The organism is Acinetobacter courvalinii, from assembly GCF_014635545.1.
In the GTDB taxonomy this organism is placed as follows: Bacteria; Pseudomonadota; Gammaproteobacteria; order Pseudomonadales; family Moraxellaceae; genus Acinetobacter; species Acinetobacter courvalinii.
Genome location: NZ_BMDA01000001.1, coordinates 1,535,378 through 1,553,836, shown reverse-complemented (window position 1 = coordinate 1,553,836; position 18,459 = coordinate 1,535,378). Strand labels below are relative to the sequence as shown.

Sequence of the window (18,459 nt, the reverse complement as noted above, 5' to 3'; positions counted from 1 at the left end):
AATAAAACACTGTTTCCTCATTTAAAATAAATAATTAAATCGTTTCATATAAAAAATATTAGGATGAAATTCAACAATATTGAGTATCTATTAGAAAAAATAGGACTAACTACCCAAAAGCGTGCCATTTCTATTCATTTTTCAAATCAGAATTTAAATACTCAGGTGTTCCTGCAACGTATTGATGGTCAACACCAACTCAATGCTGGATTCAAGGCAGAGCTGATCTGCCTATCCACGGATGCGGCCATTCCCCTGAAACGATTTATCGGCAGCCAAGCAGCGGTTGATATGGTGACGGATCAAGGTCAATTCGCCCGCGTCACAGGGATCATTACTCAGGCACTGCAAGGACAATCGGATGGTAGCCTGACGCTGTATAAGCTCACTTTAGAAGATCCAACCACGCTATGGAAACAACGACGTAACAGTCGCGTATTTATGAATAAGTCTGCGGTTGAGGTTATAGAAATATTGTTCCGTGAGTGGCAGCAACGTAGTGCTTTATTTGCTTCCAGTTTAAGTCTTGATCTGAGCGGGCTCACAGGAAACTACGATATTCGGCCATTTATGATGCAGTCGAATGAGCTGGATATCGAGTTTATTCAACGGTTGCTCTGTTCGGAAGGAATTAGCACCTTAATAGAAGAAGCAGCGCTTACTGTTCCGAATAGTAATCGCCAGATCCAGCCACAAGAACTTCGCCTTATTGATGACAATAGTCAATACCAAGCTTTAGACCGAAGAACGATTCGTTACCATCGCAGCAATGCCACGGAACAATATGACAGCATGACCAGCCTGAGGGCACAACATCGTCTACAGCCAACCGCTGTACATATCCAGCGGTGGCAAGCTGATACACTGGAGCAAGAAGACGGTGCGGGCAGTGTTCAAACCAAACATCAGCATAGCCAAGACCATGATGCAGCTTCCCTTGCACTCGAAGATGCATGGCATTTCAGCCCGGCATGGATGCAGGACCTCAACGGTGAAGATGGCGCAACTGAGTCGGGTAATGTACAGATTGAAAAACTCACCCAGAACCGAGTGCACTATCATGATCTGCAATCAAAACATTTTGTCGCCCATACCACCGTTCGCGACGCGCATGTTGGATACTGGTTTGAGCTCGCAGAACATCCTGAAATTAATCTGCACCCAGGCGGTGATCAGCAATTTCTGATTACAGCCAAACAGTTTTATAACCAAAATAATTTGCCGAAAGACTTAAAACAACAGATCAACCAGTTATTAACCGAAAGTGACTGGCATATTGAAGATCGTGAGGAACGTCAGGCGAATCAACTGACCCTGCAGCGCCGTAGTATCAAAATCGTACCTGAATATCATCCCTTCACGCTTAGACCGACTGCTCATCCCATGCGGGCAAAAGTGGTTGGGCCTGAAGGTGAAGAGATCCATGTGGACGAGTGGGGACGGATTAAAGTTCGCTTCCTGTTTACTCGTGCAGAGGATCATCAGCATGATGGTGGCGCAGGCGCCAATAATAATGATACCGACTCTGCCTGGGTGGATGTGCTGACGCCTTGGGCTGGCGAAGGCTATGGCGCACGCTTCTTGCCACGCATTGGCGAGATTGTGGTGATCAACTTCTTTGATGGCAATATCGACCGACCATTTGTTGCTGGACGAATTCATGAAGCCCATCGCAGTCCGACTAAATTCGATCATATAGGCAAGCTGCCTGACACCAAGAAACTGGCAGGAATCAAGTCCAGAGAATACCAAGGTAGCGGCTTTAATCAATTGAGATTTGATGATACTCAGGGGCAGATCAGTGCCCAACTACAAAGTAGCCATGCTGCGAGCCAACTCAATCTCGGCAAGCTTAGTTATCCGAAAGACACGGCTGAAAGCGATGACCGTGGTGAAGGATTTGAACTACGGACGGACCAATGGGGCGCTGTGCGTGCAGGTGAAGGTTTATTATTTTCGACGCACAAGCAAGAGCAGGCGCAAGGTGAACAACTGGATGCACAACCTGCCAAGCAACAGCTCGAAGACAATCACAGCAATGCTACAGCACTGAGTGAAGTGGCCAAGCATCAGCAGACCGATGAAATTGAATCATTAGCTCAACTCAAAGAATTCGCTGCACAGATCGAAGCAAAGATTGCCAAGTTCAATAAGGCGTTGCTGTTACTGAGTTCACCCGATGGCATTGGTTTGAGTAGCCATGCAGATATTCATATTTCAGCAGAGGGCCAGATTAATCAGGTTGCGGGCGAGAGTATTAACCTGAGCACGCAAAAGAACTTGATTGCGCATGTACAGAACAGGATCAGCCTTTTTGCTGCGCAACATGGGATCAAGCAGGTTGCTGCAAAAGGAAAATTTGAAGCGCATGCCCAGTCGGATGGTATGGACTTGTTTGCCAAACAAGGTATTCAGATTATTTCGACTGAAGACCGGATTGAAATCATCAGCCCCAAAGAAATTGTATTTACCGCAGGGTCTTCACAAATCAAGCTGAATGGTTCAGGGATTTTCCCAACTACAGGCGGTAAGTTTGAGGTGAAGGCGGGACAGCATCGGTTTGAAGGTGGGGCGAATATTGTAGTTCCAAAATTGAGCCTGCCAACAGCCAAGACATTGTTTAGCAATCAGGTGAACTATAACTGGAATATAGAATCTGAAGGAAAAAAAGAGATCTTTATTTTAGACCGAAAGAGTAACAACCTCATAAAAACAAAAATGGATCAACTTGATTCTGAAAATAAAGTGAGTTCACTACGCTTCTACACACCGCAAACAACCGACTTTACAGCACTGATCTTTAATTCAGATCTTCCACGCTTAAAGCTGGATCTGCCTGATAGTGAAAATATTGATGAACTATTAGAAGAAGCGCTTTATGAACAAGAAAGTGATGAAAGAGATACGGAAGAGGATGCCGACCAATGAGTAACTTAGTCACCATTACAGCCAAATTTTATGATAAATCTGGACAGTCTTTTGGTCATTTGGATGTTCAGTCTAGATATCAAGGTTCCTCTAAAGCCAATACTCAAAAAGCTGATTCTAATGGTTTATTTGTTTTTCAGGCATCTCCACACAGGAAGGTGGAATTATTAGCTAAACCGCAGAATCAAAAAGATTATACGGTATTCAAAACCATAGATTCCTCTATTGCGTCGTCAGCAGAGAATCCTGTTAAAGTTCAACTGCCTAAAACAATAGAGGAATATAAACAAAGTAAACAGCCTTCGTCGGCTAAAGGAATTGTAAGTACATTTTTTAAAGTAGTGGATAGTAATGGGAAAATTATGAAGAATTTCCCTGTTCAGTCTAGACCGAAAGGAAAAACCAGTGCTTATGAGCGTTATACCAATGAAAAAGGGATAGTTGAAGTCTTATCTTCGCCAAATCGTGATATCGAAATTCTAGTATTGACATCAAAGGATAACTTTATTTTAAAAAGTTCGGCGAATTCTGGCAATGAAATAGAGAGCCCTATTTTAGTTCAGCTGGATGAAGCTTACGATAGCTTTAAAGGTATTACCTTGATTAAAGTTTTGGATCGATTAGGTAATCATTATGCTGTTGATGATACTATTGTAGAAATGATTTTTGATAATAATCAGAAGCAAACCCTAAAGGTCAAAGAAGGTAAGTTAAAGCTGTATAATTGGGTTGGGCAAAAAATTAAATTAACGGTTTATAAGCCAGATGGAAAACCTTTAGATTCTGTGAATTTTACGGTTAAAAGAGTAAAAACAGAGTTTGTAGATTTACAACTAGATGTGGATGTATTAAACGGGAAAACTGCAGTAAATGAGCCGAGCATAACGAGAAGAATAGAAGATACAGAAAGAGGAGAAGTGGTCTCTCTAAGCTTTTTTAAAGAGGTTTATGGATCAGGGAAATTGTTTTCACACAAAAATATGGCGGGACGAACCACTCAGAATTCCTCGCCGGAGCAATTTGTTCCTGCTTTGAATAAGTGTCTCATTAAATATAAGATTAAGGATAAGTTAATGCTGTGTCATTTTCTTGCCCAAATTTATCATGAATGTGATCATTTTCGAACATTAATTGAATATGCTAGCGGACAAGATTATGATATTTCAAATTTCCCCCCCTCCGTATGTGAAATAGAAAAAAGCAGATCTTGTAAAAGACGTAAGCAAATATTAAAAGAAGGAAATACTTCTCCTGGTGATGGCCCTAAATATAAAGGTAGGGGGCTTATCCAATTAACTTGGAAAAGTGCATACGAAAAATATAAAAATTATTCAGGAATTGATGTTGTAAAAGATCCAGAACTTCTCTGTAATAATTTGTTCCATGCGGTAGAAAGCTCAGTATGGGCATTTAATGAGTTTAAAAATGCGGATGCTATTGTTAGTCAGAGTTATAGCGATTTGAATGGGTTTTATACAGATTCTGAACATTTAAGGGTTGTTGAAAAAGTCAGTAAGAAAATTAATGGTGGTTATGTAGGAATGGCGGAAAGAAAAATCTTATTTTTGAAAATTTTAAAAGAAGCGGAGAAAAGAAATGGATTTATATAGTAAATTTTTTTCTATAATTTTACTCTCACTTTCAATACACGCATCTGCAAATGATAAATTACTCCATGAGGGAAATAAAATTTTTTTCAAAACAGGAGGTTCTAAAATATTTCTATTTAATGATTCTGATTTTTGTTTTGAGGAAAATAGTTTTTTTATTGAAAACTTGACAAATGATAGTAGAAAGTATTTGTTTGTTAATTATACTGAGGATTGTAACCTTAGTGGAGAATATAAGATATTTGAGTTATATAAAAATTCTGTAAAAAAATTCTATTTGAGTTCCTTATATGATCCAGAATTTCTAAAAAAAGAAAAAACAATTTTGGAGCGTTTTAAAGATGGTGTAGTGAGTTATACAAGAGTTTATAAGATGAAAAATAATAAGTACTATTTAGTGGAAGAATTAAAAACTCTTGGAGATAATGTCCAGTTAAGTACAATTTTTTTCACTAAAAGTAAGAGTTATTTTTTGAAAAATGATGCTGGTGAAAAGGTTGAAAGAGTTTTAATCAGTGTAGATAAATCTATTTTGTATAATGAGGAATTTAAAAAAACAAACTCTTATCTTATTGAAGGAGATGTTGTTGATATAATTGGTGTTGAAAAATTTAATGACGATTTTTATTTGAGTGTTAAATATAGTGGACGAAAAGGTGTGGTTAATGGGTTTATTAAAATTTCTGATATTCTTTGATTATGGTTTGTAAAATAGATAAGAATTATAAATGTGCATCTTTATTGGATTGTTATCTATACACATAGGTATTGATAAAGTGTTTATTTAAAATGAATATTTTAAATAAAAAAACCGCCAATAAATTCCTCATTGGCGGTTTGGAAATCAAAAAAATGACTTAAACGTTAAAACGGAAGTGCAAGACATCACCGTCCTGAACGACATAGGTTTTACCTTCCAAACGCCATTTACCCGCTTCTTTGGCACCATTTTCACCGTTGAATTGAATGAAGTCATCATAGGCAACACATTCAGCACGGATAAAGCCTTTTTCAAAGTCAGTGTGAATCACACCAGCTGCTTGTGGCGCAGTTGCACCCACTTTAACTGTCCAGGCACGAACTTCTTGTACACCCGCAGTGAAGTAAGTTTGTAGACCAAGCAGTTTATAACCAGCACGGATTACCACGTTTAGGCCTGGTTCTTCCATGCCCATTGCTTCAAGGAATTCAGCGCGATCTTCATCTTCAAGCAATGAAATTTCAGCTTCGATCTGGTTGCAAAGTGGCACAACAATCGCGTTTTCTTCAGCAGCGAGCTTTTGTACTGCTTCAAGATGCGGGTTGTTTTCAAAACCGTCTTCAGCTACGTTGGCAATATACATGGTTGGTTTAAGGGTCATTAAACCAAAACCACGTACTGCTTTATGCTCATCATCAGAAAGGTCAGCGGCACGTGCCGGTTTACCTTCATCAAGTAAAGGCTGGATTTTTTCTAGCACTGCTTTGGTTGCAAGCGCTTCTTTATCACCACCTTTTGCCGCTTTAGTTAAGCGTAACAATGCTTTAGCAACGGTATCAAGGTCAGCTAGGGCAAGTTCGGTATTGATGGTTGCAATATCATCTAATGGATCAATTTTACCATTTACGTGAATGACATTTTCATCTTCGAAGCAACGAACCACGTGTGCAATCGCATCTGTTTCACGGATATTGGCAAGGAACTGGTTACCCAAACCTTCACCTTTAGATGCACCTGCTACCAGACCGGCGATGTCAACGAATTCCATCGTGGTTGGTAAAATACGTTGTGGTTTTACGATCGCAGCAAGTTTGTCCAAACGTGGATCTGGTACGGGTACGATGCCTGTGTTCGGTTCAATGGTACAGAACGGAAAGTTTTCAGCAGCAATCGCTGCCTTTGTTAATGCATTAAATAATGTAGATTTACCTACGTTTGGCAGACCAACAATACCGCAATTAAAACCCATGAAACCACTCACAAATGTGTAATATAAAAATTGCTGCTGATTTTACATGAAAGCCATGACAAAGTCATGGCTAGAGTGGATGATCCATTCGGGCTTAAACTTTACGTTTATCCAGTTGTTGGGCAATGTGATCGCCAGTGGCCTGCACCAACATGACCAAAACGATCAGAACTAAAATCACAGCAAGCATCACTTGCATATCAAAACGCTGATAACCATAACGGTAAGCAATGTCTCCTAAGCCGCCTGCACCTATTGCACCGGCAATAGCAGAAGAGCTGATCATGGTAACAATAGTCACGGTAAAACCTGCGATAATACCGGGTAATGCTTCCGGGAGCAGCACGTGCCAAAGAATCTGCTTGCGATTACAGCCCATTGCTTGTGCTGCCTCAATCAGCCCTTGATCGACTTCGCGTAGGCTGACCTCGGCAATACGGGCAAAGAACGGAATCGCGGCGATAGTCAAAGGTACAATTGCGGCAAGCACACCATAACTGGTGCCGACGATCCAGCGGGTAAACGGAATCAAAGCCACCATTAAAATCAGGAAGGGGACTGATCGAGTGATGTTAATGATCCAGCCTAAGGACTGATTGATTTTCTTGGACGGATAAATGCCAAAATCGGCGGTACTGACCAGAATCAAGGCAATCGGCAAACCAATCAAAAAGGCGAGAATCGCAGAAACACCAACCATAATCAGGGTATCGGTGGTGCCTGTCAGTAAAAGATCAATGAGTTGATTGTACATAACCGATCACCTCAAGTTGTGTTATTGCTGGATGTTTTGCAAATTGGGGGCTGTTCAGATCAAATTCGAGATTGCCAATCCCGATGACTAAGCAACCAATGCTATGCTGCTGAATAGTATCAATCTGACTGTAATACACCTGAACGGGGCTGTTAAATCTATCCAGTAATTCATAAAAATCAGGCACCGATTTCGATTCACTGACATATTTCAGTTTTAAAAGCTGATGGGTACTCTGAGGCAGAATGGTTGGACTCAGTTCAAAAGGTAAATTCACCTGTTCAAAATTGAGCAATTCCTGTGTGATCTGTTGTTGCGGATTGGAAAATACCGACCAGACTTGTCCAGACTCAACGATTTCACCCTGATCAATCACGACCACCTGATCACAAATTTCCTGGATGACCTGCATTTCATGGGTGATCAAAACAATGGTCAAACCAAGGTCCTGGTTAATCTGTTTCAGCAAAGCCAGAATATTGGTGGTACTTTCCGGGTCGAGTGCAGAAGTGGCTTCATCACACAGCAGGATTTCAGGTTGCGACACCAAGGCACGTGCGATACCGACACGTTGTTTCTGTCCTCCAGACAGTTGGGAGGGATAATCATGTCGCTTTGCATCCAAACCTACCAGTTTCAGGACATCACTGACCCGTTGCTCAATCTCAGCCTTGTCATAAGCTGCGATCCGCAATGGTAGAGCCACATTTTCCCACACCGTTTTGGCAGACATTAAATTAAAATGCTGAAAAATCATGCCAATTTTCTGCCGGGTCTTGATCAGCTCGGCATGGCTGAGTTCAGCAATATTTTGCTGATGAATCAGGATGCTGCCGGTATCAATGGATTCTAGGCCATTTAGAGTGCGGAGCAGGGAAGATTTACCTGCTCCGCTTTTTCCGATAATTCCGACAATTTGTGCTTTGGGAATATCAAGATGAATATCTTTTAAGGCATGTAAGCGTTGGCCCTGTACATCATAAAACTTGTTTAAACCGCGTATTTTCAGATGTGGAACTGAAAAATCGACTTGTGAACCAAAACTCACCATCATCGTTCTCCTTATTTCCAGCCAGGGAACCACAACGTTGGACCGAAATCGCTATCCAAGGCCGCTTTCACTTTTGGAGAGTTTTGATAAATCTCGACAAATTTCTGTAGCTTGTTGTCTTTGTCCTGATAGTCATCACGCACCACAAATAAAATTGCATAACGCTTATTGGTGTTGTCATCAAACAACAAGGCACTTTCAGGGTCAGCCGTTTTGGCCAAACGTAAGTAATGTGGATAGCCAAAAGCGAGATCAACATCGTCAATTGCACGTGCAGTTTGCGGTCCTTCAACTTCAGTAAATTTGAGGTTTTTCGGATTTGCGGTAATGTCTTTCAGTGCAGAAAGATGATTATTGCTATCTTTCAGTTCAATTAACTTGGCTTGCTGTAAAAGGAGTAGTGCGCGCCCTTGATTGACGGGATCATTCGGAATGGCAACAGTAGCGCCATTTGGCAGTTCATTAAAACTTTTATATTTTTTTGAATACAGCCCCACATGCGACGCTGCACCTGCAGCAAAGGATTTTAACTTAAAGCCGGTTTCTTTAATGGCATTATCCAGAAAGGGCTGATGCTGGAAAAAGTTGGCATCGATATCGCCATGACTTAAGGTGATATTCGGAGTATTCCAGTCGGAAAACTCGACCAGTTTGACATTTAATCCCTGTTGTTTGGCTTCATCCGCTGCGACTTGAAGCGGATGGGCAAAAGAAGGACTTATTCCAATTACCAGTTCACTATTACTGCTTTGTCTATGTTTATTCCAGACCAGTAAGGCAATAATCGCAACAACAACGACCAGGCCAATACCGAGCCATTTTTTAGAGGCTGTTTGAGCCATATATTTCTCCAATTCTTTTCTTTAATGTTAAGCACTAATTTCTTCAATTATTTTTAGGGTATCTGTGTTGTTATGCGTTCTACATCGGAACTGATCAGCAGGATGGCTGGCAGCTAAATGGTCCCCTTGGGCAAAAAGCTTATTGCGTAATGAACCTGTGGCATATTCAGTTTTATAACGTCCGCGTTGTTGTAACTCTGGAATGACCAGTCGAATAAAATCATGATGTGATTCAGGTGCAACCGTACGGGTCAGGTTAAAACCATCAATACCGGTCTGATCAAGCAGATCAATCAGGTATTCCGCAACCTCAGCACCACTCCCTACAATCAGGGGATAACGTCCACCCAGCACATGTTGGGCTTTTAGATCATTTTTGCTGATGCGCTGTTCTTTAAATTTCTCATTGACGGAAGCAATGCTATTGCTCTTTTGATACGGAATCGCTTCATCATCTGCAAACTTGGCAAGATCAATACCGACTGAACTGGCATAATGTGCTAAACCTGCTTCTGGGCTGGCATATTGACGATATTCAGCCAGTTTTTGCTGGGCAAGTTCATGTGTTTCAGCCACAACCACGGTAATGCCGACAAAGATTTTAATTGCATCTTCATCTCGACCTTGTTGCTGTGCTTGTAGTCGTATTTTATTGACTTGCTGACGAATCTTTTCGGGTTGATCACCGCCAATAAAAATACATTCTGCATGACGCGTGGCAAATTGTAGTCCTTTCGGTGAAGCCCCAGCCTGAAAAAGTGTTGGTGTGCGCTGTACCGACGGCGCAACCTGAAACACACCTTGGCTTTGGTAATATTGCCCTTGATGATTGATCGAGTGGACTTTATTTGGGTCAGTAAAAACGCGTTGTTGTTTATCTTTCTTTAAGGCGTCATTTTCCCAGGAACCTTCCCAATATTGATAGCAAAGCTGTAAGAACTCCTCGGCTTGATCATAACGCGCATCATGATCTTTTAAGCCTTTTTGTCCGATCAGGCGTTCGGCACTGTCCAAATAGCCGGTGACAATATTCCAGCCCAAACGACCTTGGGTTAAATGATCGAGACTGGCAAAACGCCGTGCAAATTGATAGGGCTGCTCATAGCTGAGATTGACCGTGACACCAAAACTCAAATTCTTTGTGACCAAAGCCATGGCTGAAATCAGGGTAGACGGATCATGGCTTGGCAGTTGAATTGACTCTTTTAATGTCAGCTCAATACCATTCTGATAGACATCATAAACACCGGTAATATCGGCGAGGAATAAGCCATCAAACAGACCCTGTTCCAAGGTCTGTGCCAATTCAGTCCAATAATTCAGCTCATTAAAGCGATGTGACTGATCACGCGGATGTGTCCATAGGCCATGATTGATATGACCGACACAGTTCATATCAAAGGCGTTCAGTAAAATTTTTTTTGCAGTGGTTTGCGTCATTACAATGTCCCCCGACGTGGAGGCAGAATGCCATTCAATACATAATTACCGATGAAGTAATATTTCCAGCGTGCAGCATCATGCAAGGTGTGTACACGCGCATTACGCCAGTGACGGTCCAGCCCATCGGCACGTTGACTGCCACGACTGCCCGCCAGTTCAATCAGTTTCGATGAGGCCTTTAATGCAGTTTCGCTACTATGCGCACGAACTTTGGCAACATCAATTGAGGCTTTGGCTAAGCTTTCTGAATTGAGATCCTGTTTGGCAGCATCAACAGATCGAGCTGCCTGTTTGAGGAGTAATTCACTGGCTTTAACATCGGTCGCGACACGACCCAATTCAGATAGAGTTAACGGATCTTGGGTTGCTGATTCAATATTGGCATCAATCCAGGGGCGAGCGACACGCACGCGTTGCAAGGTTTCCTCAAAGGCCGCGCGAGCAATCCCGACTTCGATTGCAGCATGCATGATTTGCGCAAATGGGCCGACCAAAGACAGTTGTTTAAAGGCAGTATCAAACGGAATCACATCCTCTTTGGCAACGTAGACCTGATTAAACTTGACTGTGCCGCTGCCTGTAGTCCGTTGCCCAAAACCAGACCAGTCATCAATCAGTTCCAAATCTTGACTGTCGCACTGCACAAAAGCCAGAAATTCGCGTCCAGATTCATCCACCACTAGGGTTGGAATACGATGGGCAAACAGGCTACCCGTGCAATAAAACTTTTCCCCTTGAATCAGATAACCATTTTCGCTTGGAGTTAGGGCGCTTTGTTTATGTGCTGAGGTACGGGTTTTAAACTCAGCCAGCGCATTACCAAACCGTGCACCTTGTAATACTTCCTGATAGAGACGCTGCTTTTGTGCTTCGGTACCGGTATTGCGTAATACTTCCAGTGCATAAAAATGGTTTTGTGGAATTTGACCGATTGAACCATCCGCACCACTAAATAGGGCAATCACTTTGGCAACGGTGTGGCTGGAAACCTCTGCACCGCCATACTGTTTAGGTACGGTAATTGCCCATAAACCTGACTGGCTATACGCTTCAATTTCGGTAAATGGCAAGTTTCGATTGGCATCACGTTCAACCGCAGATTGTTTAAACTGCTGACTGAGTTGCGTAGCAATCTCCAATGCTTCTGCATCGCTTTGAATGATATGTGCCGCTTTTAAATGGGGTTTGGCAAAACCTTGTAATTCTTGATATGAGGTCATGGTGATTTTCTCCTTAAATCCAGGCATGGCGGGCAGGGTGAGTACCATTCAGGTAATAGTCACCAATCGCATGGAATTTCCAACGCACAGGATCGTGTAGGGTATGCACACGGGCATTGCGCCAGTGCTGATCAAGATTATGTTGGCTCAGGCTGGCTCGGCTACCGCCAAGTTCAAGTAGTTTTTCGGAGATGTGCAGGGCAGCATCATTGGCATAGATTTTTGCCTCCGCGACCAAAATCGAAGCGCGAGCAGCTTGCTCGGCAGAAATCTCAGTGAGTTGATCCAGTTCATCCAGATATTCTGCTGCCTCATCCAGCAATAAAATAGCTGCATCGAGCAGGATATTGAGCTTGCCGACCTCTTGCAGGGAGTAATGTTCCTCACTGGCTTTTTCTACGCCTGCATCAATAACCGGACGCGCTTTACGCACGCTGGACAAGGTATCATCAAAGGCAGCCTCGGCAATGCCAACATCAATCGCGACTTGCAACAGTTGAGAATAAGCTCCACGGACATTTGGAGTATCGGCAATGATGCGTTCATCAAAAAATAAGGCCGGATCAGCGATGACATTGTGAAGTTTTACTGTTCCACTGGCTGTGGTGCGTTGACCGAAGCCGTTCCAGTCATTAATGACCTCAACGCCCGCAGCATGTCGGTCAATGATCGTCAATACGGTATAACCATCTGGATGTAAGGCACGAATCGCTAACCAATCTGCAAAACTGGTGCCAGTCGAGTAAAATTTTTCCCCGTTTAAAAGATATTGATCATTTTGCAACGTTAGCGTGGTTTGAATCGCTTTGGTATCTTTAGCGTTTTTTTCAGGCCCGCCATTGGCAATCCGTTTACCTGCAAGAATTTCATTATAGATAAACTGCTTTTGGGCATCTGAACCGGTGATATTGATAAAATTGAGTAGCCCGAACTGGTTTTGAGGAATCTGTCCAACATTGGCATCGGCTTTACTTAAAATACGGAACACGTGGGCCAAGGTTTTATTGGAGACAAAAGCCCCACCATACTGCTGTGGTACACGGATACCGCCTAAACCTTTTTGGCTAAACTGGATGATTTGTTCTGTGGGTAGTATACGGTTTTGATCACGTATATTGCGCTCTTCTAAGGCAAAGTCAGCAACTTGATAGGCAGCATTAAGGGCCTGCTGATCATTTGAAATCAGTTGTATTTGCGCGTGGATCACTGATTGATTACTGGACATGTGAGCACCTCTAATAGATAAGAGGAACTTTACAAAAGTTTTACTTTTCCACTAAACCATCAGTTATGGCTTAATTATCACAATAATTATTAAGCATTTTTTATGAGAAAAATAACAGAAAAACAGATATATAATATTGTTTAAAAACAGATTCTTAGTCGTGTTTGATTTTTTATTGCTCAAAGGGAAACCGTATTTTCTATGAAAGAAATGAATAATCTCAACAGGAATATTTATAAAGCAAACTCGCCAAAATTAAAAAAGATCGAGCAAAAAGGACATTGTATTCATTGGCTTTTACTTCTAAAGTATGAAAAACCTTATGTTTGATCGAGTAGAAAAATAAATCTGGAGAGTCTATGCGGGTTTTATACCAATTTCCTTTATCTCACTATTGTGAAAAAGCTCGCTGGTTGTTAGATCATAAGGAATTGGACTATGTTGCACATAATTTGATTCCTGGTTTTCATCGCGCCTTTACCTTCCTTAAATCGGGGCAGTATTTACTGCCGATGTTGAAGGATGATAAACACTGGATTGCTGATTCAACCCAAATCGCTTTATATCTTGATACGACCTATCCTGAACATGCATTACTCAGACGTGATGAACAGTTGCGTGAACAGGCCTTGGAGATTGACAAGCTGGCTGATGAGCTGGGTGTACATGTCCGGCGCTGGTCTTTGGCGCATGCCTTGTCAGTGGGTGATCATCCACTTGAAATCATGATGGGGGAGCAGGGCTATTTGCGGCAGTTTGAAAAAATTTCCAAGCCGATCTTAAAAAGTCTGGTGTCAACCAATTATAAGTTAAGTCCTGAAAAAGTAGCGCAATCCAAGTTACGCATGACCGAGCTGATTACGGATCTCAACCAGCGTCTGATTGATAATCAAGGGCGTTATCTGGTGGGTGATCGTCTGGGGCTGGCTGATATTGCAGTCTGTTCAATTCTCGCCCCTTTACTGATGGTCAAAGGCACCCCTTGGGAGCTGGAGAATGATGATGTTGAGCAGTTCAGTGGTGAGTTGAAACAATATTATGACGAATTGTCTGATTTACCGATTGGACAATATGTACAGCGTATTTATGCCACGGAGCGTAATGCACGCGTCGATTGGCGTGGGTTATAAGTAAATGATGCTGTAAAAAAGCCCTGATGCAATCATCGGGGCTTTTTTTAATGAGAAAGAAAATAGAAAAACTGCCGAAAAAGTAAAAAATTATTAGTGAATAAAATTAATTTTTAAAAGAAAATTCGTTTTAAGCTGAAAATAGTAGAAATTATTGCCAAATTTACTTTAAAAAAACTGAAAAGAGGGAAATAATTATAAAACGGCTTTGTTATCTTATGTTTCAGGGTGTGATGGGGATCGAAACGAGTTGTTCAGCTATTGGGAGATCAGTTGAACAGTTGCTCAAAAGGTCTTGTTTCGGCTTTGAGACAAAGATAAACCACAAGTTTATCGGAATCGTGTTTGCGTTATCCATGCAGCATTGTCAAAAGTTAAACGAATGTTTTCCCTTGACCCTTAAAAATTACTGGTGGTAAACAGTTCCGAAAAAACCGAGATAACACATGAGGACTGTAAAATGGAATTGGACCGTTTTGATAAACAAATTCTTGAAATTTTGACCCATGAAGATGTCAATCTGAATGAGCTATCAGAACGTATTAACCTTTCGGTTAGTTCAGTGCATAGACGCATTAAAAATCTGATCGAATCCCAAGTGATGGGACAGCTCAAACGAGAAATCAATTTTAATAAACTGGGCTTTAGCCTACATATTCTTTTGCAGGTTTCATTGAGCAAACACGATAGTGAAACTTTTGATAAGTTCTTGCAGGAACTGGAAGATATTCCGGAAGTGACCAATGCATTCCTGGTGACCGGACAGAGCGCTGACTTTATCCTGGAACTGGTGGCCCGCAATATGGATGACTATAGTGAAATCCTGTTGCGCCGTATTGGAAAGATCGACAGTGTGGTGGCGCTGCATTCCAGCTTTGTGATTAAGGAATATAATGTCTTTAACTGCTATAAACTTTTAAACAAGCTATAAAAAAATGCATCTAAACAGATGCATTTTTTACTCGGCAGAAAGGTTTAGGCATCAAGTTGCGCTAAAACCTCTTCAGAGAATTCAACGTTGGTATACACGTTTTGAACATCATCAAGATCTTCAAGCATATCAATCATCTTCATGATTTGTTTAGCTTGATCAATATCGGTGATTTCAGCTTTAGTCGATGGGCTCATCACAACTTCAGCGTTGTCAGATTTTAAACCTGCAGCTGTAAGTGCATCCTGAACGTCACCAAAGCTTTCCGGGCTGGTAATTACCAAGATACTGTCTTCATCAATCTCGATATCGTCAGCACCTGCTTCTAAAGCAACTTCCATGACTTTATCTTCTAAAGACACATCGTCAAAAGAAATTTCGCCACGTTTGGTGAACAGATAAGCCACTGAACCATTAGTACCCAAGTTACCATTGGTTTTTGAGAAACAGTGACGAACATCTGGCACGGTACGGTTCAGGTTATCGGTCATGGTTTCGACAATAACGGCCACACCGCCAACACCATAACCTTCATAGGTTACTTCTTTTAAATCATCATTATCTTCGCCGCCAGCACCACGCTGGATCGCACGGTTAATGGTGTCGCGTGTCATATTGACTGAAAGTGCTTTTTCGACAACAGCACGTAAACGTGGGTTGCTTGCAGCATCTGGTCCGCCTAAACGCGCAGCAGTTACGATTTCGCGGATGTATTTAGTAAAAACCTTACCGCGACTTGCATCTTGTTTAGCTTTACGATGCTTAATATTGGCCCATTTAGAATGACCCGCCATGGAAGTAACTCCAAAAAATTAAAACTCAAAAAAGTGCAGGAATATTAGCATAGGCAAGGTTTTGTTGAAAACTGCTCGAACTGATATTCAAAATTTAAAATCTTGCTCAAGTATCAAAGATTGAACAAATAGACAGGGGCCATTAGCTAATTTTTACGTCTATGTCGTATTCCGCATACAGCGCCTTGATCTTTTCCAGATCCTGTTGCAGTTCGGTCGGGTAGATTTTGCCCAGGATGCCGCCTTGTTTGGTTCGGGCATTGGCATACATCAGAATGATTGGAACATTGGCTGCTTTGGCGATATGCCAGAAACCGGTACGGATCGGTTTACGCGCTTCACCATCTTTAGCACGGGTTGCTTCCGGTGCAATCACCAGATTAAAACAATCATTCTGGTTAAATAGCTCCACCATTTGCGTGACAATATCTTTACTGGCTTTGCGGTCTACAGGAATGCCACCTAAACGTTGTAAAATTGGTTTTAATGGGCCTTTAAATAATTCTTTTTTAATAAGCGTATGAATTTTAATCTCTAAAATATCAAACAAAGCCAGAGAAAGGATGGTATCGAGATTAGAGGTATGCTCAAAACCGATAATGACTTGTTTATTCTCTAAGATTGCTGGATCAACATTATATGTCCAACCTGTTGCTTTAAAAATAGATTTTCCTAAAAACTTTTTCATATCCATGATCATTGGCTGTGCGTGGTCGCAGTTTAATACGAGTTTTGAGGAAAATACATATCCGAAAACACCAGATGACAGCAATTTGGATGGCTTTAAAATGATCAAAACCGTGCAATATTTACTTTACTCATTATAGCGAGATCAGATAGAATCAGCGCAGTTTATGATTTTTAACACTTTTTTAGGTGGTTTGATAAAATCATCTGCTTGTAATTGAAGTTAAATTTGACTAAGATCAGGCAGCATTCATCATATCAATATGATTGAAATTTATAGGGCCTATAGCTCAGTTGGTTAGAGCAGCGGACTCATAATCCGTTGGTCCACAGTTCAAGTCTGTGTGGGCCCACCATATATATCAAGCACTTACATGTATTTATTGTAAGTGCTTTTTTAATGTCTAAAAATTAATGGTCGCAATAGCAATAAAACAATAGGGCAAGACCTGTAGTATCTTCTTGAATTATCTTAAGACTATATAAGTCCCATCATAATTATGCTCAGACGGAGGTATTATCCTTTGTCATATTTCATTATTTTTGATATCTTATAGTTTTTATTCTTATAGATTATTAAAGTGAAGAATGTCTTAGCTTTCACCATGATGTTATTTTTATTCGGGTGTGAAAGTTTTGAAGATTATAAGAGTAAAGACTCTAATATAATGACGGAGTTTGATTCTTATATTATTGAGAATGATAATCAAGAAAATATCAGAGATTTGAGTAAAAACACTTCTTATATTCGAAAATCTGAAATTAATTTAAATAAAGAAAAATTGATCCAAAAGTGCAAAAAACTTGTGCTGGCCAATGTAATAAAGAAAAAAAGCGTGAGTTTTAACGATAATTTGCGTGGGAATTATTATATAAATCAAAAAAGTGGAGACGTATATCTTTATCTGGAGTTCTGCGCTGAAAATGAGCTGGGGAATGCACAAGAATTTAAAGGCAAATGTATATTTTCAATAGATGGTCAGACTCAAGTGAGTATTTTTGAGTAGAATCGCGCTTGAAGACTTGTATATGGTTTAGCATTGCCCGCAGAGCAGAATATCGTGAGAAATAGATCAGAGCATCCTAGCTATTTCTTCAGCTTAAAGGACTAAACTAAATAAGGGAATGTCATATTGTAAAAGAGGGCAGCTACAAAAATTTTTTAGATCAGTTGTACTCAAACCGCTGAGCTCTATGCTTGCTTGGGATTTGTTAAAGTATCCGCCATTTTTGCTTTCTATCTTCAATCTACCCACGTAAGAACGTGCAGAGTAAATGTCTGCTCGTTATGCCCGTAACTTAATCAAAATATTGAATAGCTCGTTTTTCATGCTGATAAAAATGCAATAAATAAATTTTAAGTATTTAATACTAACAATTAAATCTAAAAAAGTTTTTTGATTATTAAAAAGATGTGAATCTGTTATTAATGTTAACTGAATCACATCTTGATAATAAATATATTAACTAGTAGTAGTTTGCAATAATAATGGCGTTTTTATGATCTGGAAATTGCTCAAAGCTAATCTCAGTCATGGTGTTTTTTTGAGGTGAAGTATTTAAATCGCTTAATGAAATAGTTTGGGATTCAATTTTTTGCCGTAACATGTTCAATTGTTCGCATTCATTGATTTGCAGTTGTTGAGAACAGGTATCTTCTACAATACTTCCATTCAGCTGGATTGTGCTTGCAGCATAACTAACCGAAGCAAATGCCATTAATGATAAAAGTAGGGCAGATTTATAAATATAGTTATACATATTTATTGCCTTTTATAAATGTATTAAGTATTAATTAACATGGAATTTATTATCGAGGCAATATTTAAATAAATTTTTAATTAAATATTTATTTAAAGTGTGATCTATTTAAGGTTTTATTTTTAAATTGATAA

At 40.5% G+C, this 18,459-nt stretch carries 16 protein-coding genes and 1 tRNA gene; 7 read left to right on the top strand and 10 right to left on the bottom strand.

The features are described 5' to 3' along the window. Positions 1-63 precede the first annotated feature (63 nt). Genes IEV39_RS07060 through IEV39_RS07050 form a run of 3 tightly spaced genes read left to right on the top strand, consistent with a single transcriptional unit; the run spans position 64 to position 5,235 of the window. Positions 64-2,928 (top strand): type VI secretion system Vgr family protein, encoded by a 2,865-nt coding sequence (locus tag IEV39_RS07060; protein ID WP_005285140.1) that lies wholly within the window; start codon positions 64-66, stop codon positions 2,926-2,928. Beyond that, the gene (locus tag IEV39_RS07055; RefSeq protein ID WP_005285142.1) at positions 2,925-4,538 is read left to right on the top strand and encodes a glycoside hydrolase family 19 protein; all 1,614 of its coding nucleotides are present in this window, start codon (positions 2,925-2,927) and stop codon (positions 4,536-4,538) included. The genes IEV39_RS07060 and IEV39_RS07055 overlap by 4 nt, the downstream gene beginning before the upstream one ends. Further along, on the top strand, positions 4,525-5,235 hold the full coding sequence (locus IEV39_RS07050; protein ID WP_005285145.1) for a hypothetical protein: 711 nt from the start codon (positions 4,525-4,527) through the stop codon (positions 5,233-5,235). Before IEV39_RS07055 ends, IEV39_RS07050 begins: the two co-directional genes overlap by 14 nt. A 160-nt stretch (positions 5,236-5,395) precedes the next feature. Here the strand turns inward: IEV39_RS07050 and ychF are convergent, their stop codons facing one another. From ychF to IEV39_RS07015, 7 genes are all read right to left on the bottom strand, one after another. After that, positions 5,396-6,487 carry a redox-regulated ATPase YchF gene (gene ychF, locus IEV39_RS07045; protein ID WP_005285148.1) on the bottom strand — a complete coding sequence of 364 codons (1,092 nt, stop codon included), beginning with the start codon at positions 6,485-6,487 and terminating at the stop codon, positions 5,396-5,398. Positions 6,488-6,581: 94 nt separating this feature from the next. Then, positions 6,582-7,241, bottom strand: a complete 660-nt coding sequence (locus IEV39_RS07040) for a methionine ABC transporter permease (protein WP_005285151.1) — start codon at positions 7,239-7,241, stop codon at positions 6,582-6,584. Further along, a complete protein-coding gene (locus tag IEV39_RS07035) occupies positions 7,222-8,292 on the bottom strand; it encodes a methionine ABC transporter ATP-binding protein (RefSeq protein ID WP_005285154.1) in 1,071 nt (356 codons plus the stop codon). The genes IEV39_RS07040 and IEV39_RS07035 overlap by 20 nt, the downstream gene beginning before the upstream one ends. A gap of 11 nt (positions 8,293-8,303) precedes the next feature. Beyond that, entirely contained in the window at positions 8,304-9,134 is an 831-nt protein-coding gene (locus IEV39_RS07030; RefSeq protein ID WP_005285159.1) for a MetQ/NlpA family ABC transporter substrate-binding protein, read from the bottom strand. Between the two features lie 27 nt (positions 9,135-9,161). Next, on the bottom strand, positions 9,162-10,574 hold the full coding sequence (locus tag IEV39_RS07025; protein ID WP_005285161.1) for an LLM class flavin-dependent oxidoreductase: 1,413 nt from the start codon (positions 10,572-10,574) through the stop codon (positions 9,162-9,164). Next, complete coding sequence (locus IEV39_RS07020; protein ID WP_005285164.1) at positions 10,574-11,797, bottom strand: SfnB family sulfur acquisition oxidoreductase; 1,224 nt, start codon at positions 11,795-11,797, stop codon at positions 10,574-10,576. The genes IEV39_RS07025 and IEV39_RS07020 overlap by 1 nt, the downstream gene beginning before the upstream one ends. Before the next feature lie 13 nt (positions 11,798-11,810). Further along, positions 11,811-13,022: an SfnB family sulfur acquisition oxidoreductase gene (locus tag IEV39_RS07015; protein WP_005285167.1), complete on the bottom strand. Its 1,212-nt coding sequence runs from the start codon at positions 13,020-13,022 to the stop codon at positions 11,811-11,813. A 359-nt stretch (positions 13,023-13,381) separates the two neighbouring features. Between IEV39_RS07015 and IEV39_RS07010 the strand changes: the two genes are divergently transcribed. Both IEV39_RS07010 and IEV39_RS07005 read left to right on the top strand, forming a co-directional pair. Continuing rightward, on the top strand, positions 13,382-14,152 hold the full coding sequence (locus IEV39_RS07010) for a glutathione S-transferase family protein (RefSeq protein WP_005285169.1): 771 nt from the start codon (positions 13,382-13,384) through the stop codon (positions 14,150-14,152). Positions 14,153-14,612: 460 nt separating this feature from the next. After that, entirely contained in the window at positions 14,613-15,083 is a 471-nt protein-coding gene (locus IEV39_RS07005) for an Lrp/AsnC family transcriptional regulator (protein ID WP_004771770.1), read from the top strand. 44 nt (positions 15,084-15,127) lie between these two features. Here the strand turns inward: IEV39_RS07005 and IEV39_RS07000 are convergent, their stop codons facing one another. Next, positions 15,128-15,877, bottom strand: a complete 750-nt coding sequence (locus IEV39_RS07000) for a YebC/PmpR family DNA-binding transcriptional regulator (protein WP_005285173.1) — start codon at positions 15,875-15,877, stop codon at positions 15,128-15,130. A gap of 142 nt (positions 15,878-16,019) precedes the next feature. Continuing rightward, positions 16,020-16,565, bottom strand: coding sequence for a 1-acyl-sn-glycerol-3-phosphate acyltransferase (locus IEV39_RS06995; protein ID WP_032883237.1), 546 nt, complete (start codon positions 16,563-16,565; stop codon positions 16,020-16,022). A 278-nt stretch (positions 16,566-16,843) separates the two neighbouring features. Between IEV39_RS06995 and IEV39_RS06990 the strand changes: the two genes are divergently transcribed. Continuing rightward, positions 16,844-16,920: transfer RNA gene (locus IEV39_RS06990), tRNA-Ile, on the top strand. A 249-nt stretch (positions 16,921-17,169) separates the two neighbouring features. Continuing rightward, the gene (locus IEV39_RS06985) at positions 17,170-17,571 is read left to right on the top strand and encodes a hypothetical protein (protein WP_005285177.1); all 402 of its coding nucleotides are present in this window, start codon (positions 17,170-17,172) and stop codon (positions 17,569-17,571) included. Positions 17,572-18,031: 460 nt separating this feature from the next. On the opposite strand, the gene IEV39_RS06980 is transcribed toward IEV39_RS06985, so the two are convergent. After that, positions 18,032-18,325, bottom strand: a complete 294-nt coding sequence (locus tag IEV39_RS06980) for a hypothetical protein (RefSeq protein ID WP_005285181.1) — start codon at positions 18,323-18,325, stop codon at positions 18,032-18,034. Positions 18,326-18,459 lie beyond the last annotated feature (134 nt).